General features: G+C 46.2%; 23 protein-coding genes and 1 CRISPR repeat array. Of the genes, 18 read left to right on the top strand and 5 right to left on the bottom strand.

From position 1 onward, the window contains the following. The first annotated feature begins 207 nt into the window (after window positions 1-207). From HG1285_RS07880 to HG1285_RS07945, 14 genes are all read left to right on the top strand, one after another. Window positions 208-1230, top strand: a complete 1023-nt coding sequence (locus HG1285_RS07880) for a Fic family protein (RefSeq protein ID WP_008287802.1) — start codon at window positions 208-210, stop codon at window positions 1228-1230. A 50-nt stretch (window positions 1231-1280) separates the two neighbouring features. Next, window positions 1281-1928 (top strand): hypothetical protein, encoded by a 648-nt coding sequence (locus HG1285_RS07885; RefSeq protein ID WP_008287801.1) that lies wholly within the window; start codon window positions 1281-1283, stop codon window positions 1926-1928. A 5-nt stretch (window positions 1929-1933) separates the two neighbouring features. Beyond that, a complete protein-coding gene (locus HG1285_RS07890) occupies window positions 1934-2503 on the top strand; it encodes a hypothetical protein (protein ID WP_008287800.1) in 570 nt (189 codons plus the stop codon). 12 nt (window positions 2504-2515) lie between these two features. Further along, a complete protein-coding gene (locus HG1285_RS07895) occupies window positions 2516-2818 on the top strand; it encodes a hypothetical protein (RefSeq protein ID WP_008287799.1) in 303 nt (100 codons plus the stop codon). A 3-nt stretch (window positions 2819-2821) separates the two neighbouring features. Continuing rightward, entirely contained in the window at window positions 2822-3109 is a 288-nt protein-coding gene (locus HG1285_RS07900) for a hypothetical protein (RefSeq protein ID WP_008287798.1), read from the top strand. Next, the gene (locus tag HG1285_RS07905) at window positions 3048-3683 is read left to right on the top strand and encodes a DUF6036 family nucleotidyltransferase (protein ID WP_198005440.1); all 636 of its coding nucleotides are present in this window, start codon (window positions 3048-3050) and stop codon (window positions 3681-3683) included. The genes HG1285_RS07900 and HG1285_RS07905 overlap by 62 nt, the downstream gene beginning before the upstream one ends. Continuing rightward, the gene (locus tag HG1285_RS07910) at window positions 3613-3951 is read left to right on the top strand and encodes a hypothetical protein (RefSeq protein WP_008287796.1); all 339 of its coding nucleotides are present in this window, start codon (window positions 3613-3615) and stop codon (window positions 3949-3951) included. The genes HG1285_RS07905 and HG1285_RS07910 overlap by 71 nt, the downstream gene beginning before the upstream one ends. Further along, a complete protein-coding gene (locus HG1285_RS07915; protein WP_008287795.1) occupies window positions 3948-4808 on the top strand; it encodes a nucleotidyl transferase AbiEii/AbiGii toxin family protein in 861 nt (286 codons plus the stop codon). Before HG1285_RS07910 ends, HG1285_RS07915 begins: the two co-directional genes overlap by 4 nt. 35 nt (window positions 4809-4843) lie before the next feature. After that, window positions 4844-5044, top strand: a complete 201-nt coding sequence (locus HG1285_RS19705; RefSeq protein ID WP_008287794.1) for a hypothetical protein — start codon at window positions 4844-4846, stop codon at window positions 5042-5044. 172 nt (window positions 5045-5216) lie between these two features. Beyond that, window positions 5217-5640: a CRISPR direct-repeat array (repeat unit 22 nt; unit sequence GTCCTCTCTATACATTTAAAAC). Between the two features lie 241 nt (window positions 5641-5881). Next, window positions 5882-6109: a hypothetical protein gene (locus HG1285_RS07925; RefSeq protein ID WP_008287792.1), complete on the top strand. Its 228-nt coding sequence runs from the start codon at window positions 5882-5884 to the stop codon at window positions 6107-6109. Next, on the top strand, window positions 6066-7526 hold the full coding sequence (locus HG1285_RS07930) for an RNA-guided endonuclease TnpB family protein (RefSeq protein ID WP_008287791.1): 1461 nt from the start codon (window positions 6066-6068) through the stop codon (window positions 7524-7526). The genes HG1285_RS07925 and HG1285_RS07930 overlap by 44 nt, the downstream gene beginning before the upstream one ends. A 39-nt stretch (window positions 7527-7565) precedes the next feature. Beyond that, window positions 7566-7763, top strand: a complete 198-nt coding sequence (locus tag HG1285_RS07935) for a DUF2283 domain-containing protein (RefSeq protein WP_008287790.1) — start codon at window positions 7566-7568, stop codon at window positions 7761-7763. A 37-nt stretch (window positions 7764-7800) separates the two neighbouring features. After that, window positions 7801-8136: a hypothetical protein gene (locus tag HG1285_RS07940; RefSeq protein ID WP_008287789.1), complete on the top strand. Its 336-nt coding sequence runs from the start codon at window positions 7801-7803 to the stop codon at window positions 8134-8136. A gap of 9 nt (window positions 8137-8145) precedes the next feature. Further along, window positions 8146-9093: a nucleotidyl transferase AbiEii/AbiGii toxin family protein gene (locus HG1285_RS07945; RefSeq protein ID WP_008287788.1), complete on the top strand. Its 948-nt coding sequence runs from the start codon at window positions 8146-8148 to the stop codon at window positions 9091-9093. 239 nt (window positions 9094-9332) lie between these two features. Here HG1285_RS07945 and HG1285_RS07950 read toward each other — a convergent pair whose 3' ends face one another. Both HG1285_RS07950 and HG1285_RS07955 read right to left on the bottom strand, forming a co-directional pair. Continuing rightward, on the bottom strand, window positions 9333-10349 hold the full coding sequence (locus HG1285_RS07950) for an ATP-binding protein (protein WP_008287787.1): 1017 nt from the start codon (window positions 10347-10349) through the stop codon (window positions 9333-9335). 81 nt (window positions 10350-10430) lie between these two features. Continuing rightward, the gene (locus HG1285_RS07955) at window positions 10431-10859 is read right to left on the bottom strand and encodes a PIN domain-containing protein (RefSeq protein WP_008287786.1); all 429 of its coding nucleotides are present in this window, start codon (window positions 10857-10859) and stop codon (window positions 10431-10433) included. A 141-nt stretch (window positions 10860-11000) separates the two neighbouring features. On the opposite strand from HG1285_RS07955, the gene HG1285_RS07960 reads away from it, so the two are divergent. Next, window positions 11001-11432 (top strand): hypothetical protein, encoded by a 432-nt coding sequence (locus HG1285_RS07960; RefSeq protein ID WP_008287785.1) that lies wholly within the window; start codon window positions 11001-11003, stop codon window positions 11430-11432. A gap of 7 nt (window positions 11433-11439) precedes the next feature. Here the strand turns inward: HG1285_RS07960 and HG1285_RS07965 are convergent, their stop codons facing one another. The 3 genes from HG1285_RS07965 to HG1285_RS07975 are packed head-to-tail and all read right to left on the bottom strand — an operon-like array spanning window position 11440 to window position 12813. Then, window positions 11440-11679, bottom strand: a complete 240-nt coding sequence (locus HG1285_RS07965; protein WP_008287784.1) for an AbrB/MazE/SpoVT family DNA-binding domain-containing protein — start codon at window positions 11677-11679, stop codon at window positions 11440-11442. 33 nt (window positions 11680-11712) lie between these two features. Then, a complete protein-coding gene (locus tag HG1285_RS07970) occupies window positions 11713-12459 on the bottom strand; it encodes a hypothetical protein (protein ID WP_008287783.1) in 747 nt (248 codons plus the stop codon). A 9-nt stretch (window positions 12460-12468) separates the two neighbouring features. Then, on the bottom strand, window positions 12469-12813 hold the full coding sequence (locus tag HG1285_RS07975; protein ID WP_008287782.1) for a hypothetical protein: 345 nt from the start codon (window positions 12811-12813) through the stop codon (window positions 12469-12471). Between the two features lie 105 nt (window positions 12814-12918). Between HG1285_RS07975 and HG1285_RS17480 the strand changes: the two genes are divergently transcribed. From HG1285_RS17480 to HG1285_RS07985, 3 genes are all read left to right on the top strand, one after another. Beyond that, on the top strand, window positions 12919-13494 hold the full coding sequence (locus HG1285_RS17480) for a hypothetical protein (protein WP_008287781.1): 576 nt from the start codon (window positions 12919-12921) through the stop codon (window positions 13492-13494). Window positions 13495-13601: 107 nt separating this feature from the next. Then, window positions 13602-16928, top strand: a complete 3327-nt coding sequence (locus tag HG1285_RS07980; RefSeq protein ID WP_008287780.1) for a DNA methyltransferase — start codon at window positions 13602-13604, stop codon at window positions 16926-16928. Between the two features lies 1 nt (window position 16929). Continuing rightward, window positions 16930-19882, top strand: a 2953-nt coding sequence (locus tag HG1285_RS07985; RefSeq protein ID WP_008287779.1) for a DEAD/DEAH box helicase family protein, incomplete at its 3' end; no start/stop codon positions are given.

Raw genomic sequence — 19882 nt, 5'->3', positions numbered from 1 at the left:
CTTCACTCCCCATCTCCCTGCGGGAATACCACACCAAGAACAACGCAACCGCTATTACTCCCGAAGCCACGAGGAAGTATCCCAGAGTGTAGTCGCTCATAGTGAACAATATACGCCCGCCGATAGTGTTGCGGTAAGCCCAACGACCCAATAGCGAAACACTTTCCTTTCCTTGCAAATCAGGGACAATAGAATTACCTTTTCCCTATGCGAAACACTCAGGAGCTCATAGACCGCAGAAGAAAACTCCTTGAGTCCCTGGGCGGTCTTTCCGAGCCCATAGTTAGGAACGAAGAGTGGCTCTATCTCTTGGGAGAGGAAACGAGAAACTCCATACTTATAGAGGGCTACTTCGTATCAGAGGAGGAGTTTGAAAAAGCCCTCAAGGCGGGAAAGCCCGAGACAAGGAACATGGAGGTCGCCCTTAACTACTTCAAGACCGCTCTCTTCGTTTATGGGCTCGCCTATGAAAACTTCAAGTCCGGGGAGTTCCTCTTCTCAGAGTCGCTCATAAAACAGATAAACAAGGGAGTGACGGGAGAGTTCGGAGACTACCGCAGGGGCGACATAGCAATCCTGAGAGCGAAGATAAGCCCCCCTTCCCCCTTTCACGTGCCCGATTGGATGAGGCTGTATGTGGAGTGGGTCAGAGAGCACTTTGGCGATGGAGACTTTACGGAGTCCCTCGCAAAGGGGCACGTCCTCTTTGAGTGCATACACCCCTTCCCCGACGGGAACGGAAGGACGGGGAGGATTATCCTTAACTACCTTCTCCTTTCCAAGGGCTTTCCGCCTGTCGTTATAAAGGGAGACAAAGAGAGCAGAGAAAAATACATAAGGGCTCTCCAAATAGCTGAAGAGCCTCTCAGGGAAGTTATTGAAGGACGACCGGGCAAAGAAAGACTTGAGAAGGCTCTCGGGGAGATGGACATCAGGCTCATGAAGGAGATTGTTGGGGAGTCCCTCATAAGGAGCCTTGACATAATCCTCGCTTTTACGCTTGAGAGAAAGCTCGGTATAGCCCTGAAACCCTCTTCGGAGGTCGCAAAAGAGCTCGGATACTCCCCCGACAGCATAAGGGAGCTTGTTAGGAGGGGCTACTTCATAGCGGTGAAGAGAGGAAAGACGTGGTTCACAAGTCCAGAGCTTGACGTGAGGAAGATGGAAGAAGCCCCCGGAGCGGTCAGGAAAGCCAGAAAGAGACACAGGAACAATCTCATGGGGAGGTGAACGAAATTTTTACCCCCTCTTTATAATGACCCAAAATGGAGGTCGGTAAGATGGGGTTTAATGAGACCAAAGAGGATTTGCTGGCAGATTTCATCGTAGAACATAGCCTTGAAAGAAGAGTTCAAAAGGCTCTTGACGAAACGGGGATGAACCTGGCGAGAAGCTGGGAGCTGGAGGATAAAAAGGAAAAGCTCAAGGAATTCCTTGAAGAAGAGGGAATAGAGGCTGATATTGAGGTGGATGCGGACACCGCCACGATTCGCTTCCTCATTCGCAAGGCAGACGGAGAAGAGCCGGTTGAACCAATAGAGACAGCTTTCCTTCTCCCTGCCATTGTGGGAGAAAAGCTCGCCCAGATACTCGCAAAGATGCCGAGAGAGGTAAGACTCAACGACCTTGACAAGTTCGCAGAGGAATTGAGGGACAAGCTGTATCAGGAGATAGACCTTGTGGACAGGAAAGAGGAGATAGAGGTTTATATAGACGATGAGACCTACAAGGTAGATGTGAGGATAGATAACGCAATTGATTGTATTGAGTGCAGGCTTGAGCTCGTTCCCGTATCTTTCTCCACGCCTACCGTTATCGGAGCTGTGGACCTTAACAGTCCGCAGATGTCCGTGGAGCCTATAGATGTCTCAATCTATATTGAAGAGGACTCTCACAAGCCTCGCAGGAACAATAGGATGAGGAGGTAAGAGAAATGGAAATGGAAGAGGAGAAAAAGCCTGAAATACCCCTGTTCGGAGAACACCTTTGGCTCAAGGAAGAGGTCAGATACGACCCCGGAAGGAATATCCTGAGCGGTTACGATGGCTGTTATTACATAGAGGTTGACTTTGACAGAGGAGTTATAAGAGGCAGAAGGCTCGGTGTCCTTGAGGTTTACGAGGACGGCATGATTCAGTTCAGGGACGGGGAGAACTACAAGGATGCTGTGGAAGATGTGGGAAATGCAAAAGTGTGGTACGGGATAATTGGGAGCGAGATGGAACGGGAGACCAACAAGCAGATGTGGCGTGATTGGGAAAATGCCTCTACTCTTGAAGAACTTGCGGAGGTTATCAGAAAATACGGGTTTCAGGACGGGGATAGATACTACATAATAGCTTACGAGCATGAGCCGGACATCGTGTTCTTGCAGGAGCTTGACGATGATGCCTTCACGGAGCTTTACAGATTAGCCGGGAAAGATGCCCTTGAGAAGGACAACGAGCAGAAGCAGGATGTCAAAAGCAAGAAGAGGAAATACAATAGGGGCATGGGTTTATAGGAGGGAGCACTCATGAGAGGGATGAGACCCTTTACAAGAGACAGGCTGGGCTTGAAGAGACCCACCAAAGAAGGGGGGATGAGTCCCAAGCTCAAGAAGGCGCTGGAATGGGAGTTCGGCGGAGAGATTCCACGCTCTCTCTCGTATAGACAGGTAGGAGATACCGTCATCTTCCTGGACGAAGACGCCCAGCGACTTTCTGTCCTGCGTGTAATGGAGATTGGGGGAAAGTTAGAGGTGTCAAAAGAAGCAGAGGCGGACATCGGTGACGTGGAGTCTCTGCTCAACGCTATTGTAGAACTTGTAAGGAGATGAGCCATGTTTTCAGAGAGCCTGAAGAAGGAATGGCAGGAAGCAGGTTGGGACGACTTAGAAGAAGCCCAGAAGTGGTATGAGGCTGGCTTTGAAGACCCTGATGAAGCATATAAGTGGCACGAGGCAGGGTGGAAGTGGGACCCCGAAGGTGCAAAGAAACTTGCCGAGGCGGTTGGAGAGGTCAGCGGTGAGACTCTGGACAAAATTGTGGAGGCTGTAGAAGAGGTGCTTGCCTCTGAAATGGAAAGCCCCGGTCGGTCGGTCAGAAAAGGACGCTTACTTTCTCCTTAAGAAGAATGCGATGGAATTAGACAGGCGGGAGATTGAAGGCAAGCTGAAGGAAGTTATAGAGGAGATAGAGAAATACAATCCGAAGTCAGATGTTTACCTCATCCTCATAGGCGGAGCCTCTCTCATCCTGAAATACGGACTACGCAGGACTACCAAGGATATTGATGTGGCTGTAAGACCCTACATGGGCGGTCTCGGAGACCTTCTCTCCCGTAAGGGATTTCAGGTGGTTGCGGAGGGCTTTCTCAACCTTCCTCCGGATTACGAAGAAAGGCTTGAACCTGTCATGGAGGGTAGGAAGGTTCACGTTCTTACTCTGTCTCCCTACGACCTGGCGGTCTCTAAGATAAGCAGGGGGCTTGCGAAAGACATAGAGGATGTAGTGAACTCGGAGCTTATCAACCGTATTGACGTGGAGAAGCTGAGGAAAATCTACTTTGACGCCATAGATTATTGGATAGGAGACCGCAGGAAATTCGTTTGGGCATGGGAGGACTTTGAGGATGCCTACAAAAGAAAGGTTCAACCTAAAAAGGCTCTACGAAAGGGCAAGAGACCTCGTCGCTCTCCATGAACACGAAAGGAAGGAGAGATTTCTGCCATACTACTATCTCCTTGCCAGAGAGATGGGAGAGGAAGTCCCGGAAGAAGACTTCAGGTTCGCCCTGGCGGTCGCCACCTATGCCCTTGAAAACGCCCTCTGGACGGAGCAGGACGAGGAGCTTTACGAGTTCCTTAAATACGTGGTGGAGAAATACGGCAGGGAAGACTATTGGAAGTATGCAGAAAAGAGCAGGCTTCCCCTTCAGGACTATCTGAAAGCCAATTACGACTTCAGATGAGGATAGGGATAATCTACCACCTTCAGGAGCTCGTCCTTGAGAGGGTGAACGAGGTTGCGGGAAGGAGGGATTTCCCCTTTCTATTTACGGGAGGGACAGCCCTTGCGAGGTTCCTGCTGGACGAACACAGGGTCTCCTACGACATAGACTTCTTCTGCAAGAGGGGCTCTGTCCGTGGTATAGAACTCGGAGACGTGAAGGAAGCCCTTGAAGACCTGGGCAAGGTGAAGGTTCAGAGGTTTGAAAGGGAAAGCGAAGAGGATACGACTATTGAGATGGTGAGGTTTACTCTGGAGCCACCTGTTAGGCTCCCGGACGGCTCGGCGCTTCAGCTCAAGGTGGAGTTCGTTGAGGACGAGCTTGCGGGTCTCTTTGAAGGGAGTAAGATGGGGCTATATCCCAATCTGGAGATTGACAGCCTTGAGGGAATATGCGCAAGGAAGGTGGTTGCTACGCTATCAAGGAATCTTGACAGATACAGGGATTACCTTGACCTCATGTATATAGAGAAAGAGACCGAAAACCTTGAGGAGTTCCTTGAGGTTGTGAAAGAAAAGACGGGCGTATCCCCGGAGAATGTTTTTGAGTCCTTTTCGTTCATGCTTGAGGCTCTGAGGGACGAGAAGTATAGGAGCGAAGTTGACACCGCTCTCAGGGATACCTACTATACAGAGGTAGGGGCAAAGGAGCTTGAGGAATGGATAAGGGAAAAGACAGACAGGATAAGAGAGAGGTTCGGATTAAGCCTCCCAGAGGATACACGGAAGAGGAGTGGGCAAGAGAAAGAGAGGAGTTCCGAAGGTGGTATTTCAAGGAGGTTAAGAAGTATAAAGAGGCTCTTCGGAAGGGTGAGATAAGCGAAGAGGAGCTGAGACAGAGAGACAGAGAAGGTATGGTTGTCGCCTACCTTCAAGACATGGTCCACGGACTCGGCATAAGGAGGATACTTGAGATGATAGACAGATACAACGAAGACAGGGAGAGCTTGAGCGACTTTGAGAGGTTTGTGATAGAGGTAAATCTAAAGCCCAGGATAAGGAGACAGAAAGACAGAGAAGCCTGGGAGATGTTCTTCCCTAACGAGGAGATGTGAACGTGAATTTGAATTGAAGAGAGGACTTGCGCCTCCCACCCGTTCTGCGAACAGAACAGGCTTGGGCACGGGCACCGGGAGTGTGCCCTGAGATACTTTTGTCACGTGGGTCTCTTCGTTCTTTTAAAACTCGCTCAGCTCCTCTATGATGCCGTGTTCTAACACCTCCCGCGTCTTCTCTATACACTTAAAACTTGGGGGCTCGGCTCACGCCTCACGCCTTCGCCCCCAACGAAACTCCCGCGTCCTCTCTATACATTTAAAACGCGAGCTGAAATCCTATATGCTGAAAGAGGAGCGCTTCCTCCCGCGTCCTCTCTATACATTTAAAACCCGGGACGGAGAAGAGAGAGCGCACATCTGGGACGAGGCTCCCGTGTCCTCTCTATACATTTAAAACTCAGGGTCTTTCAATATTTGCTCTCGGGAGACTATTCTCCCGCGTCCTCTCTATACATTTAAAACCGGACTACACAAATCAGGTCTTCATGTTAAGTGAGACTCCCGTGTCCTCTCTGTTCTTTTAAAACAGAAGAGCTCCCTCTTCAATTTCAGAGAAAAGGTTCCCTCCCGTGTCCTCTCTGTTCTTTTAAAACCCCAAGCCACCAGCTTCTCCAATACTTGGGGGACAGACATTCACAGATATGCACGTTCCCGCAAATGAAGTTAATTTCCGAAAATCGTCAATCCTGCCTATTCAGTTGTCAAGGAGCCGGCGGGCACCTGTGTCCCGCTTATGAAATAGTTTATTCCCGCTCCGCATTTTTGTCAAGAATTTTTATTTCTTAATTCTAAGAAATCTTGATTTCTTGAAGCCGAAAGCCTATCATAATACCTATGGGAAGGAAGAAGAAGCCGAGCAAAACAAAAATGGTAAAGACCTCTATAACGCTTCCCAAAGAGCTGTGGGAAGAGTTAAAGATAAAAAGCGTTAAAGAGGGGAAGACACTCTCTGAAATAATCACAAGGGAGCTGGTGGAGATGAGGAGGATAAGAAAGCTCGGGATTCTGGAGGTGAGCGATGAACAAGGTGCTGAAACTAACAGCGAAGAGGGAGAAGGTTAAGTTTAAACTCCTCTTGCTTGAAACCGGCAGGGAGGAAGAGGTCAAGTTTTACGAGCTTCGTGAAGCGCTTGAGCGTTTTGTCAGGGGGGTAAGGGTCGCTTACCTCAAAACCCTGCCAGATAGCCTTGAGGGCTTGGAGGAGAAAGGAAGACCCAATACCCGTGCGGTCAATTCAAACGAATTGAGCAAGAGATTTCCCCCGGAGTGTGCGAAGGTCAAACTTGGAAGTCTGGAGCTTGAGCTCGGCAAGGACAACATAGCGAGCTCCATCAGATACACGATAGAAAAGGACATCAGGGAGAACCTGAAGAGGGAGTTCAAGACCATCGCCATAAAGAGCGTCCCGATAATCGCCCGTGTCCACACTACCAAGAGCCACCCCTATGAGAAAGCCTTTGGGGAGGTTTTCAGGATATTTGAGATTTCCGAGCCGGACGAAAAGAACCGGGTAAGCGTGAGGGTCGGGGTAAAGTTTTTCAAGCAGGTTGAAGTGGAGGGCAAAAAAGCGACACCCGTCCTCGTGGTTGAGGCGGTCATGAGGCTGAAGGGAAGGGACTATGCTACCGCCAACAGCTACTACAACATACTCAAGAGGATAAAGGAAGGAGAGTATAAAGTTGCCTATGCGGGACTGAGCTACAGGGAAGGCTCAGGGATTTCACTTCTTTTGTCTTACAACCTTCCGGACATTTCGGAGGACGACAAAAGGGAAAACATCCTCGGAATAGACCTCGGACAAGCCTGCCCCGTTTACTGGAGCTTAATCACGCCGGAGCTTGAGAAAAAGAAGCTAACGAACGGCAGGCATCCGAGGGGACAGATTGAATATCCCGTGAACCTTGAAGGGGCGATAAGAAAGCTGTGGAGAGCTAAGAGAAATCTCCTCTCTTCTCTCAGGAGGATAGAGGAGCAGACAAGCCTTCTCTCGGAAGGCAACAGAGACCTCAAGGGAAGACTCTTGAGGCGCAAAAGAGAGGTAGAGAGAAGCCTGAAGGGAATGAGGCGGAAGGAGAAGAACCTCATGAAGAAGATGGACGAATTTCTCGCCAACGAGGTCATCAGAGTGGCTCTCAGGGAGCGTTGCAGGAAGATAAGGATGGAGAGGCTTGACGGCGTGGACAAGACGGAGCTTTACTTCCCCAAGTGGAACTACGGACAGCTCCAGAACCTCATAGAGCAAAGAGCCTCGCTATATGGAATAGAAGTGGAGAGGGTAAACCCCCGGAAGACCTCTCAGAGGTGTCCCTCCTGTGGCTACGTAGGACAGAGGAGGGAAGAGGTGAGACCAACGAGAGACCTCTTCAGGTGTCCCGAATGCGGAGAGGAGTCCTTTGCAGATTTCGTTGGAGCTTTCAACGTAGGGATAGGGGGATGGGAGGCTTTCAAGCCAAAAGAAGCCCTCTCTTCTTCTTCGTAGCCCATTATTCTTTGATAGAGGGTTGAGGAGAAAAGGGCTATGCGAGTAGAATACGACTCAAAGGCAGATATTCTTTACATAAGGCTCAAAGAAGCTTCACCTATTGAGAGCGAACATCTTGAGGGCAACATAGTGATAGACTATGATGAGAAAAATAACGTGGTTGCGGTGGAAATACTGGACTTCAGCAAGAGAGCTGAGAAAAGCTTTTCCATCCCTATAGCGGTATCTTCCTGATGATATAGATGAGAAGCTTCAGAAAGGAGGTATTGAGGTGATTATCAGGGGCACAGTATTCTATGAAGGACAAGAATACCCCTCTACCTTTCTGGTGGAGGCGGGAGAAAGAGATGAACGGGGAGGGGTTTTAGTTCTCCCCGAAGAGACCACAGCGCCCGACGAATTGGTGCCATGGAGCCTCTATCTCTACCCCGGTCAAACAAAATACTTGGTAAACGCTGGGTATCTGGGGACTTCCATAGTAGATGTCGTTGTGGAGTTCCCGGCTGAGGAAATTGAAAAGGTTTTCACATTGGTTCGTGGTAGCGAACAAGCCGAGCAAGACAGTCAGAAAAAGAAAAAGAGACCAAGAACGGGTCCGGGGAGATAGATTATCTTTATGGACTCCTTCAGGCTCACGAAGGCTTCCGAAGAGGAGCTAAAAGAATACAGGGAAAAGGTCATTCCTCTCCAGAACGGGATATTTTCCGCTCTCGCCCCTCTGGGAGAGGCTATATACCTCACAGGCGGGACAGCCCTTGCAAGGTTTTACTATAACCACAGGATTTCGGAAGACCTTGACTTCTTTACGAGGGAGACAGACCTCAGAGATGTCTTCCCGTCGGTCGTAAGCCTTCTAAAAGAGGCAGGCTTTGAAATAGAGATAGTCCATCAGAGCCCTTCTTTCGCAAGACTCTTCGCAAACGGCTACAAGTTAGAGCTCGCAACGGAGTTCAACCACCACGGAGAGCTTATAAAGACCGAACACGGCATATACGTGAACAACCTTGAAGACATAGGAGCTAACAAGATAACCGCATGGGAAGACAGGGCTGAGCTGAGGGACGTGGTTGACCTGTATTACATAACAAAGGACGTTCCTCTCCAGAGGCTCTTTGAGATAGCGGACAGGAAGAGAGTCCCCGTGGCTTACGAGAAGTTCCTCGCCATAAACACCCAGGGAATACAGGGAGAGGTTTCACTTATAGGTGAAATTCCTGAAGAGGAACTCAGGGCTTTCGTAAATAAGCTCGTTAAAGCGGTTAATGACAACCTCAAAAAAAAAGAAGAAGAGGCTTTCAGAGAGGTAGATAAATACATCTCAAGGCTCCTGTGGGACTTTCCCAAGAAGAGCAGACGCATATCTCCCGACACTATCCCTATCCTGAGAAGGAGAATAGAGAAGGTATCCCTTCCCATCCGCAGGGCTATTGAGAGGGCTATCGCTCAAAGAGGTCTTCCGGAAGAGACCGTGAGGGCGGTAAGAGAAGCGAGGGAAGGCAAGAACGTGAGAGGGATTACGCTTGAAGAGTTGAAGGAGATAGCGGGGCTGAGAGGGAAGGAGTGAGTTGGGAATAATTTATCCCAAAATCTTCAAGTCTTTCGCTCGCTTTCGTTAGGTTCACGACGATAGGGTAGGAACAAGATGACCAAAAAAGCCAGGAGCGGGACGCCTATGATAAAGAAATAGTAGATAAGTGCATCTCTTTCCATTTCACCCGCCTCCTTTGATTTTCCAGAACACCCCTTGAGGCTCTACCGGCGCTCCCTTGATGAAGGCTCTGAACATGGCTTGTCTCCGAAAAGTTATCCTTCTCTCAAATATATCTCCATCAGCGGGTCTGTGAACTCATAGACGCCTCTACCTACCCTTCTCAGGTAGCCGTAGCTTACGAGCTTGTTGAGGGTGCGGTTTACGACCTGGTCTTTCACCTCAAGGACCTCATAGGGATTATTTCCCCTTGCGAGCGCTCTGAGGACTTCAAGGGCGTGTTTTATGCTTAGCACACGCTCCACGAGGAGCTCCACGTAAGCTCTCTCTTCCTCCATCATCTCCTCAAAAGCTGTCAAAAGCTCCTTACCGCTTCTGACCTTCTCCATTACCCTTGCAAGGTAGTAAGGGTGTCCTTTCAGGAGCTTGAACATCTCCACGAACTCGTCTGCGGGCAGTCCGAGGTTGCTGACCGCATACTCAAGGGTGTCCTCAAGCTCAAGACCTCCGAGCTCTATGATGGTCCCGAATCTGAAGAACACACCGTCTTTGTCCACAAAAACCTTCTTCATTATGCTCTCCTGAGAACCTGCGAAGATGTAGGAGGTGTGTTCGTGGTGCTGGATTACGCTCCTGAAGAGCTTTACAGCTTGCGGGTTGGTCTTGTATATCTCCCCGAACTCATCAAAAGCCACAATCATTCTTTTGTTCTTCCTCTTGGCTATCTTCTCCGGAAGCTCAAGGGCTTCTCTGAGCATCTCCCTCTCGTCCGTCCCTCTGAAGACCTCAAGGTTAAGCTCTATACCCTCTTCTTTTAAGACCGCTTTTCCTTTTATCTGAAATAGGTAGGGTAGCTTCCTTATCTTCCCCTCCACACCGAGCAGGTCAAGGGCTCTGTCAAGGACGTGCTTTGATAGGGCTGATACGCTGTCCGCATAGGGCATAAGGTCTATGTAGAGGGTTAGAAGATTATCGTCTCCCAGCTCCTGCAAAACCCTCTTTATGAGTGTCGTCTTTCCATACCTCCTCGGAGCTGTTATCACAAAGCTCTCTCCTTGCTTCAGACCTTCCTTCAACCTCCTCAGTTCCTCTACCCTATCTATAAACTCCATAGTGTTTATAAATATAAACAAAATTTGTTGATAAGTAAACAAAAGATGTTTACAGGAATAAACAAAAAATGTTTATAGCCTTCAGAAGGGGTTGATGACCTTGACCTCCTTGCCCGAAAGACTTATTCTGTCGGGCAATGGGACGTCCTCTGAAAGCACGAGTTCCACACCGTTGTTAAGGGCAGTAGCTATTATTATGGCGTCAAAGTAATCAAGGTATCCGTATCGCTTCCTCAACTCCACGGCAGTTGTTATGTCCAGAGGGCTTTCGGTTATAAAGCTCACGCTTCTGGAAAAGTTCTCAAGAATACTCAGGACTTCATCTTCTTCAAGCTTCATCTTATCAAGCAGAACCCTACCCAGCTCTTTCATTACCTGGAGCGGAGCCAGAATCAAGAAATTGCCTTCGCTCATAACGGAAAGCACCTCTCTCGCTTTGTCTCCTTTCTCCGTATAGTCGGTCAAAGCGTATATCCAGATATTCGTATCAACCAGGATGGGAACAGCCATTGGCATCAACTATTATCATGCTAATCTGACTTAATGTCAATACACATTAAAGATAAGTTTTGACAGGAATATTAGATATGTCGGACATATAGCTTGACTAAAGAGCGAAAGAGCCTAAAATCAAGTAAGGAGGTGTATGTTGTGGGACATCTCATACCGGTAAGAGACTCAAAAAGGGACGTGAGGTTTATCCTCGGGAGAGTCATTTATCCAAAGACAAACCCAAAGAGCGTCAGGGTTAAGGTGATAAAGCCCGGAGAGCCCAAAGTCGTAGTGGGTAAGAGGGGAGTGTATGTGCTTGAAGATACCCTTGCCGAAAAGGTCATAAGGGAGGCATGGAACGAATACCTCAAGAGGTATAAGGAGCCCGGAAGCCGGTCAGGGAAAGAGGTCATAGACCGTCCTGTAGAAATTACCGAAAGCTTCCTTAGAGATTTCTTAAAAAGAAAAGGTGTGGGAGAGCTATTTGTAAGAGGCTTTATCTCTTTCGCTCTTGAGGGTAGCGACGTTGAGAAAGTTCTTGAGCTTGCTAACAGGTTGGTGAATGAACCCCCTGCCAGAGTAGAGACGTAAGAATAGACTACGCTCCCTCCTCCGCAATAGCTTCCTCAATCATCTCCTCAATCTCATCATCAGAATAGCTTTTTGCTCCCTTCAGTATCCCCGCAAACTTCTCTATTGGCTCTATCTTTCTGAGCTTTACCTTGTCCCCTTCAGTCCGGATAAGAAGGTAGTCTCCAGCCTTGAGTCCGAGCCTGTCCCTGAGTTCCTTCGGGATAGTTATTCGCCCTCTGGGGGAAATCTTAACTACAGTTTTCATCTTTTCCCTCCTTGCAGTCGGAGACCCCTTCCGTTAGGGAGGAGTAGTTGACGTCTTGCTCTTTTGCACCTCAAACCTACTAAGGAACTTTTCAAGCCTTCCCATCGTCCGCATGAAGGCTAACCTATCAGAGGAAAACAAGTCTCCATATATAACAAGGAAGTCATCAAAGTTTCGGCTCAGCTCAGACAAGACATCGTAAGCCTCTTTTTTAAGAGGGTAAGGGATTTCGTCTCCATGCTCTTCAAGGATTAGGGCTACGTCGTAAAGCGTCTTTGCGCTGTCTCCTCTTTGCAAGGCTATCAGTTTTTGCATAAGGACGCTCTCCTTTTCGCTTTCTGTTAGGTCTATACCCGGCTTTGAAAATACGGGCTTCCCGGAGACAGCCTTTCTTTTAAGCTCTCTGAGACGTTTTCCATACTTAACTTTGTCATAGCTAATTCTCCCTGCGTTGTAGTCAAACCACTCCTCAAGGAGCCTTATCTGCTCGCCATCCTTCAACACATTCCTGAGCAGGTTATTTGCCTTTTCTAATACTTCTCTCTCTTCTTCCTCCGTAAATACATATTCCTCAAGTCTTACGGGTGGGAGGATGTTCAGGTTTACGATGTAGTGGTAGAGGATGTCAAGGAAGGCTCTTATGGGAGAGGCGATATCTCCCTCTATCCCAAAGTCAGACCACTCCCTTACGTTTTGGGGATACCTGTCCTCCTTGACCTTTGCAGGATGCCAATCGTATCCGTGGTGTCTTAAAGCATCAACGCCCGTTATGTAGCCCATACAGATAATCTATCCTACCTTGAGGGCAACCTCAATCTCATCGTAGGACACTTCGGGCTTCAGGCTCTTCCCTTCTCTTCTGAGTTCAAGGAATCCTGTCTTTTCCAATAGAATGGCGTCTTTGTAAACATTCTTATAATCCCTTCCCAAAGCTTGGGCAAGCTGATGTAGGGAGCTTGGCTTTAACTTTTTAACCGTATCAAGGAGCTGTTTTCTCTTAGGAGTGAGTATCCTGTTCAGGTCTTCTATGGAGCCAAAGGAGACGTAGTCAAGCTCCACGCCTTTTCCTTCTCTGTGTTCTGTGATAGCGGTCTTTACCTCTTCAAAAAACTTGTCCAGAGGCTCTATTACCACTTTCTTGACCTTCACACAAAAACGTTGTGGCTTGAGAAGGTATAAGTCAAGCCCACTTCCTTGCACTCAGTTGCCATTTCCTTCCATCAAGCGTAAATTTCCCTTATGGGAAAACCTCTTAACCTTAAAACACTCCTTGAATTCATGGACTCCTTTGAGGAGGAGGGAGAGTGGCTCTGGACGGACACCTTGATGAGGTCGTATTTCTCAGACAGAAAGGACGCCCTTTACAAAAAGCTAAAGAGGTTCATAGATGCGGGCTTGATTGTGAGGGTTGCAAGAGGTGTGTATGCCAATCCGAGGTCAAGGCACAGACACCCATTTACCCAGCTATACGATGTCGCTAATGCTCTGAGAGATAGGGAGTTTTTCTACCACTCCCTTGAGAGCAGGGCATCGGAGCTGTCTTTAATCTCTCAGGTCCCTAACCGGCTCACCTTCATAACGGAAGGAAGGAGCCACGTCTGTAAGACACCCTTCGGTATCGTGGAGTTCGTCCACGGGAAGATTGATAGGGAGAAGGTCAAAGAATACCTGCGTAAAGGTTGGCTGTCCTGGAATAACAAAAAGAAGGTATATGAGGCATCTCCCGAGCTTGTGGAGAGGGACATGAGGAGGCACAGGAGGAGCGTTGACCTTCTGGAGGAACAAAAGCTCAAAGAACAGATGATATATTACTGAGGGTAGGTTCTGGCACAGCCTCCTATGAATAAAAGGGGCAGGGACAAACTTTTTCTGTTTTGCTTAGCGGTCGGTAAAATATAAGCAATAAGACGAGGGATGGAGTGATGGAAGCAAAATACACAGATATAGACTGCTCAACCTTAGAGGGAAAGGACAAGTTCCTCTGCCTTATGAAGAAGGAAATATTCTGGTTTGACAAGCCGGAGCTTTCCTTCGGCGTGTATAAGGTTTTCAGAAAAAAGCAGACTCTTATAGACAAGGTTCTAAAAGAAGTGGTGGAAGGATTGGAGAGAACGTTTGACGAAGGAAGGAAATTTGAGGAGCTAAAGAAGAATATTTTGGAGAGTGTGGGAGATAAACTTAGTGCCCTTGAAAGAGGGAAAATAGAAGAGTGTAACGACAAAAGTAATTTAGGGAAGATTTTGAAGGAAATAAGGAACGCATATACAGAGGAATTAAAAAGAGCTGAAGGCGATAAAGCAAAAATAGTAATACAGGAAACCCTAAACTCTATAGATGACGCTCTCACTCAAATAGACACTACCGAGCTTGTGTCATCTGTGGACATATACAACCACCTATATAACTTTTTTAGCCTTTACTACAATAAGGGAGATTTCGGATACACCAAAAACAGGTATTCGGTCTATCAGGTGAGCTACGAGGAAAAAGACTTTGTTAAGGAAGAGAGCATAGAACATACAGCGTGGGATTACTCTGCTACGGAGGAGTATGACGGGAGAGATGTTCTATTCAGATGGCAGAGCTGGGATACATACTACATAAAAACACTCAAATACGCAAAGGATTATGAGATAAAGGATATAGATGTATTCGGCAGAATAGTCACTATCAAGCTAACCATAGACCTTGAAAACAGCGAACAATCAGAAGGCAATAGTGAGCTCAAATTGAACGAAAGCCACTACGATGACTCCAATAACTTACTCATTTTGAAATTCGTCCTCTCAAAAGAAGAAACACCTGTGGAGGAAATAATAGAAGAGATTTTCAAGGCTTTGAATATTGAAATAGAAGAGATAGAGGTAAGGAATCCTGAAACCGACAAAGAGGCAAAGCTGAAGGTAAAAGACGTAGCTAAGGAAGGAAGCAAGAAGATTCTCACGAGTAGAAAGGCTTTCTTGGACTCAAAGAATATGGGCTTCCCTGATAATAGCAAGGTGGACACAAAGGAAAAGGTAGATAAGGTCTTTGAAGAGAATAAAGAACTTGAGACTCTGTGGAAGCTCCTGAGAGGTATAGCCCTGTTTAAGGAGGGGACAGATAGCGATTACTTCATACACAAAAATCTCAAGAGGTTTTTAACCAAAGAGCTGGATAAGTATATAAAGAACAGGATATTTGCTGATACGGACGACCTGCTGAATAATCCTCAAGCTTTGAACAAGGCTCTAAAGATAGCCCGGCTCTTCAAAGATTCTGCCCAGAGGATAATAGATGTCCTTGCCCAGATGGAGGACTTCCAAAAGAAGCTCTGGGAACTTAGAAAGCTGGTCAAAAGAGCGGAATACGTGATTTCCTCTAAGGAGATAGAGGATGAAGAGGTGCTTGAGCTGGTCTTTAATAACGACAGCCAAAAGAGAGAGTGGGAAGAGCTTGGAATACCTTTGCCCGAAAGCGTAGAGGACTTGAAGGAAAAGAGTTATCCGATAGATACTAAGCACTTTGGCTTTGAAGATAAATACAGGATACTTTCAGCTATAGACGATTTGGAAGACAAGGTTAGAGGTGTTCTTATTAAGAGTGAGAACTTCCAAGCTTTGAGGTTCTTGGAGCCAAAGTATAGGGGTAAGGTTAAGACTATTTATATTGACCCGCCCTATAATGCGAAGTCTTCGGAGATTTTATACAAAAACACTTTCAAGCATTCCTCTTGGCTTTCTTTGATGGAAAATAGGCTTGCTTTGGGAAAGGAGTTTTTGAGGGAAGAAGATGGTGTGTTCGTTGTAGCTATTGATGAGAATGAGCAAGAGAGGTTGGGATTGCTTATAGAAGAACTGTTCCCTGAGTATAAGAAAACTATGGTTGCCGTCGTGCATAATCCAAGCGGAATTCAGGGGGAGAACTTCAGATACACAAACGATTTTGCTTATTTTATATATCCCGACAAAGGAAGAATTATGCATCCTGAGGAAAGGAGTGAAGATGAAGCAGACGTGCGCCAGTTTATGAATACTGCCAAAGGAAACACGAAAAACTATCTTAGGGAGAGTGGAACTAATTGTTTTTATCCTATCCTGGTTAAAGATGGCGAAATTGTAGGCTTTGGTGAGCCTCTTCCTTTAGATATTCATCCACCACACGCAAACATACCAAGACAAGATGGAGTTATTGAAGTATATCCCATTGACGATGATGGAGTAGAAAGGAAATGGGTCTATGCAAGACAATCTGTAGAAAAAATAAAAGATGAGTTATATGCGAAATATGATGAGAGAAAAAAGAAATGGGTTATTATGAGAACTAAAAAATTGATAAATTACGCAACTATTTGGGATAACAAGAAATATAATGCTAAAAAGTATGGAACAGAATTAATAAAAAATATGGGCACTGACGAGTTTAAATTCCCCAAATCGGTATGGACTGTTCATGACTCTATCAAAATCTCTTCTAATCCTGATTCCCTTATCCTTGACTTCTTCGCAGGCTCGGGGACAACCGCCCATGCGGTAGCACTTCTGAACACAAAAGAGGCAAAGAGCATAATAGACGAGATTTTGGAGAAAAAAAAGAAGCTTAATGATGTGAAGACCGAGAAGACGAGAAAAGAGAAGGAAGAAGAAATAAGAGCCTTAGAGGAAAAGCTGAGGAGCATAGAGTTTGAAAACAGAAGATACATACTTGTGGAGATAAACGATTACTTTGATACGGTGATAATACCGAGGATAAAGAGGCTCATGTATTCTCTTGTGTGGAAGGAAGGGAAGCCTCAGTATCCTTTCGGATATTCACACGTATTCAAATACCTCTACCTTGAACAATACGAAGACCTGCTTGAGATATACGGGGATATGGAGATAGAGGGAGGTGATACGGATACGGAATACATATTTAGTAAGGACTTTACCCAATTGACCAACGTCAGGATAAAGCCTTTGATAAAAAAGCCTGTGAACAATCCCAAGTATGACCTCTTGGAAACATATATCTTTCATAAGAACCTTGAGCTTGAGAAGGTTAGGTATGAGAACGGTATCCTGATGGCGCAGGCGAAGGATGGATACGGAAACAGTATTCTCATACTCCTCTCTAACGAGAGAGACAGGTTGATAGACTTCATAAACAGAGAAGACCTATCAAACTACGGCAAAGTCGTAGTGAACTTAGACATTCCAGACCAAGAGAAGATAGAGAACAATCTTGATAAGCTTGAGTTTATAAAGACAAGCGACTTGGCAGGAGTGTAGTATGCCCGGACAGAATAAAAAGGCAAGCCTCAAGTCAAAGGACTTGGAGTTTTTTAAAAAACTGTGTAATGAAATAGACCCAGACCTTTATGTGAGATATGTAACCTCTGATGAAGAACTGAAAAGGGAAATAGAAGAAGAGAGCTATTTTCCGAGGCTTAAAGAGAAGGGCGATATTCCGGAAGAGGTATTTATAAACTTCTCAGAGCTTGCCAGAAGGCTCGGGGTTGATGAGCTTAGATACTACCAGAAGTTAACCATTTTCCTCTCAAGGTATTATCTGTTTACGAAGTATCCCGTGGAAGGAAGGAACGGCTTGGCTTACTGGATGGCAACGGGGAGCGGTAAGACTCTGATAATGAAGGCGGACATAATCAATTATTTGGAATTCCTGAAGGAAAGGCACTCTGTAATTGACCAAATAGAGATTGTCGTTACCTCTTCACTTGCAGAGCTGGTGGAACAGCTTAGAAGAGAGATTGACGTGTTCTTTAGGGATAACCGAGATTTCTTTGACCAATTCAGAACGAACTTAATTGTTGAGACAATTCAAGCCCTCTCCAATAGAGAAGACGAGTTTAAGAGCGCCATACCCGAAAACTGCTACAGACTCGTGCTATTTGATGAGGCGCACGTAGGTCTCAGCGGAGGTGGAAAAGGAGCCAATACGATAGGAGCCTTCAAAGGAATGAGAGACCTTCTGTCAGAAGATACCGAGAGGAGCTTTCTATGTGAATACTCAGCGACTTTTACCAATATGGAAAAGAGCTTGATAGATGAATATAAGGAAAAAATCATTTTTGACTACAGCTATGGGAAGTTTTTCAACGACCGATACGGGAAGGATTTTATCTTTCAGAAGATAGGTAAAGACGTTGTAGAGGATGAAGAGGCTCAGATAGAACCAAACGTTAAGGAGAACCTCAAGACCTTCAACGAAAAGTTGGAAGCCTTTTATTACATAAGGGAGAGCACCCGTTATAAATTCCCGGATAGACCTCTGCTGGTGGTTGTGGGAAATACTACCGTTAGACAGAAGAATAAAACAAGTAAAGACAAAAGAGAGGAAGAGAGGGAGCTCTCGGACATTATGAAGTTTTTGAAAGTATTGGACAGCTTGAGCATTGAGGAGAAGAGGAGATATTCAAGGATATTCAACGGGGGAACGGGAAAGCTAACCGTCATTGATAACAGGGATAAGGAGGATGAGCTCCTTATTTCCTTCGGAAGAGAGTCCGTTCCCTTCGGAATCGTGAACATAGGAAACAAGTCCAAGTTTATAGAGAAGGTTAAAGAAGAATTCGGTGAAGATGCATTTGAGGGCAGGGCGCTTATTCCAAAGGAGCAGTATTTTGAGAACTTGGACAATCCCAGCTCTCCCATAAACATACTCGTGGGTAGCAGGAAATTCTCTATGGGATGGAACAGCTTTAGAGTCAGCCAGATATGTCTTATTAACTTCGGGACGAGCAAGGGCAATACGGTCATTCAGATATTCGGAAGAGGGGTGAGGCTGAAGGGATACTTGGGCGACGGGAAGAGGTTGCTGATTCACTACACAAGAGAAGACAAGTGCGCAAAGGACGAGTATAAGGACTATTCCGAGGTGGAGAATGCGGTCAGGAGCAACGATACCGTCAGGAGCATCATCAGGAACAAGGAAATCTACGATAAGGTCAAGTTGCTTGAAACCTTGGCTATCTACTCTTTGAGGAAGTCTTATCTTAAGACCTTTATAGATGAGCTTCCCATCTGCGAAAAGGTCTTTGAAGAAACTATTGAGGTTGAGTGTAATCTTGACACTTTCTCCGACCTTGGGCTTGTTAAGAAGGATTGCGATGGAGAATATTTGCCCTTTATGGTGGTTAGGACCAAGGAGAGCATAGAGGTAAACCAAGACGACCACATTATACTTACCTTCGGCGATGATGAAATCAGATACAGGTTCAAAACCGATGGCAAGGAGGGAGCTATACAGAATGATAAGAGGGTGAAGGTAAATCTGTCTATAACTGAGGATAGAGCTTTAAGGCTGGAAGATTATAGGAGTGTTATAGAAAAGGTGGATACTCTGAGACTTGAAGATGTGGTTATAAGACTTTTGCATGAGAACAAGTTTATCTTGACCGAGAACATCATCTTTGATGGTAACCTTCCTCTAAAGGTGGCACGTATTCTGGACAGGTTTGCGGTGATACACTACGATGGGGATTTAGATAATCCGAGGAAGGCGGAGAAACTCCTTGTAAAGTCCTTTGCTACCTTTTTGAAAGAGTTGAGAAAGAAGATATTAGCTAAACACAAAAATACGGAACACTATTTAAGCCTGCTTCGGAAAGATGAGGTTCTGGACAAATTCACGGTCAGCGTGGTCTTTGATAGTGAAATGGGAGAGGAAGAGGGAAGGGCGGTTACTAAGGAGATTGCCGAGCTTATTAAATTCTTCTTTGAGGTGTCGTTGTGCAAGCCGGACGTGATAGACCCTTACTCTAAGCCTAAAGAGGCTGTTGAGATTGAGAAGGGAAACGACCCTGTTGAGGTAAAAGAGGGATTCCTTGAAGACTATATTAAGGTGAAGATAAACGAAGGAAGGCTATCCTCTCTTGAGAGGATAGAGGTAAAGCCTGACAAGCTGAACGTTTACGAGATGAAGTTTAAGTCCGACTTGGAGAAGTATGCCAAGGAAAAGGGCTTGAAGGTTAAACTCTACAGGATACTTCCAAACGGGGAGATTTTCTTCCCTGTCGGGGAAAACAGGATGGAAAAATTCTATCCCGACTTTCTTCTCAAGTATATAGATGAGGAGAATAAGACCATACACCTTGCCTTCGTTGACCCAAAGGGATTGGTTCAGTATAACAAGGACAAACTTTATTTAAGCTCGGAGATAAAGGAGATAGAGAGGTCGTTGAGCTTGAATGCCTGCTTAGAAGAGGGCGATAGTGATTATAGGG

This window comes from Hydrogenivirga sp. 128-5-R1-1 (assembly GCF_000171895.1).
The sequence above is the reverse complement of the archived record's forward strand: the minus strand, read 5'-3'. Positions and strand labels throughout refer to the sequence as shown.

Coding starts and splice junctions, on each gene's coding strand:
- HG1285_RS07980 (WP_008287780.1), top strand. CDS start 13,602: ATGGAAGCAAAATACACAGATATAGACTGCTCAACCTTAGAGGGAAAG.
- HG1285_RS19705 (WP_008287794.1), top strand. CDS start 4,844: ATGGTTGTCGCCTACCTTCAAGACATGGTCCACGGACTCGGCATAAGG.
- HG1285_RS07930 (WP_008287791.1), top strand. CDS start 6,066: ATGAACAAGGTGCTGAAACTAACAGCGAAGAGGGAGAAGGTTAAGTTT.
- HG1285_RS07970 (WP_008287783.1), bottom strand. CDS start 12,459: ATGGGCTACATAACGGGCGTTGATGCTTTAAGACACCACGGATACGAT.
- HG1285_RS07925 (WP_008287792.1), top strand. CDS start 5,882: ATGGGAAGGAAGAAGAAGCCGAGCAAAACAAAAATGGTAAAGACCTCT.
- HG1285_RS07935 (WP_008287790.1), top strand. CDS start 7,566: ATGCGAGTAGAATACGACTCAAAGGCAGATATTCTTTACATAAGGCTC.
- HG1285_RS07955 (WP_008287786.1), bottom strand. CDS start 10,859: ATGGCTGTTCCCATCCTGGTTGATACGAATATCTGGATATACGCTTTG.
- HG1285_RS17480 (WP_008287781.1), top strand. CDS start 12,919: ATGGGAAAACCTCTTAACCTTAAAACACTCCTTGAATTCATGGACTCC.
- HG1285_RS07910 (WP_008287796.1), top strand. CDS start 3,613: ATGCCTACAAAAGAAAGGTTCAACCTAAAAAGGCTCTACGAAAGGGCA.
- HG1285_RS07915 (WP_008287795.1), top strand. CDS start 3,948: ATGAGGATAGGGATAATCTACCACCTTCAGGAGCTCGTCCTTGAGAGG.
- HG1285_RS07950 (WP_008287787.1), bottom strand. CDS start 10,349: ATGGAGTTTATAGATAGGGTAGAGGAACTGAGGAGGTTGAAGGAAGGT.
- HG1285_RS07900 (WP_008287798.1), top strand. CDS start 2,822: ATGTTTTCAGAGAGCCTGAAGAAGGAATGGCAGGAAGCAGGTTGGGAC.
- HG1285_RS07890 (WP_008287800.1), top strand. CDS start 1,934: ATGGAAATGGAAGAGGAGAAAAAGCCTGAAATACCCCTGTTCGGAGAA.
- HG1285_RS07895 (WP_008287799.1), top strand. CDS start 2,516: ATGAGAGGGATGAGACCCTTTACAAGAGACAGGCTGGGCTTGAAGAGA.
- HG1285_RS07965 (WP_008287784.1), bottom strand. CDS start 11,679: ATGAAAACTGTAGTTAAGATTTCCCCCAGAGGGCGAATAACTATCCCG.
- HG1285_RS07945 (WP_008287788.1), top strand. CDS start 8,146: ATGGACTCCTTCAGGCTCACGAAGGCTTCCGAAGAGGAGCTAAAAGAA.
- HG1285_RS07880 (WP_008287802.1), top strand. CDS start 208: ATGCGAAACACTCAGGAGCTCATAGACCGCAGAAGAAAACTCCTTGAG.
- HG1285_RS07885 (WP_008287801.1), top strand. CDS start 1,281: ATGGGGTTTAATGAGACCAAAGAGGATTTGCTGGCAGATTTCATCGTA.